Source organism: Pseudomonas sp. BJa3, from assembly GCF_026343815.1.
GTDB classification, from domain to species: domain Bacteria; phylum Pseudomonadota; class Gammaproteobacteria; order Pseudomonadales; family Pseudomonadaceae; genus Aquipseudomonas; species Aquipseudomonas soli.
The window spans coordinates 1-266 of record NZ_JAOXMC010000248.1 but is presented as its reverse complement, the minus strand read 5'-3'; the positions used below and the strand labels follow the sequence as shown (position 1 = coordinate 266).

At 71.1% G+C, this 266-nt stretch carries 1 protein-coding gene; it reads left to right on the top strand.

Features of this window, described 5'->3' with window-relative positions:
- Positions 1-132: 132 nt before the first annotated feature.
- On the top strand, positions 133-266 hold a 134-nt coding region (locus OH705_RS29790; RefSeq protein ID WP_416383609.1), incomplete at its 3' end, for a chemotaxis protein CheW.

Sequence of the window (266 nt, the reverse complement as noted above, 5' to 3'; positions counted from 1 at the left end):
CGCCGTCCAGCAGATGAAGGCGCGCGTCGAAAGCTTCGCCCGCGCCCACGCCTCCCCCGCCCGCGCCCGCATGGCCGCCGGCGGCGGACAGGCCGCCATCGCCGCCGTTGAGTCGGACTGGGAGGAGTTCTGATGCCAAACCGCGCCGTTGGCAAAAGAGAACTGGTCGGTTTCCGCGTGGGGGACCAGGCCTTCTGCATAGACATCACCTCGGTGCTGGAAATCCGGGGCTGGACGGCGACCACGCCCCTTCCCGGCGCGCCGGC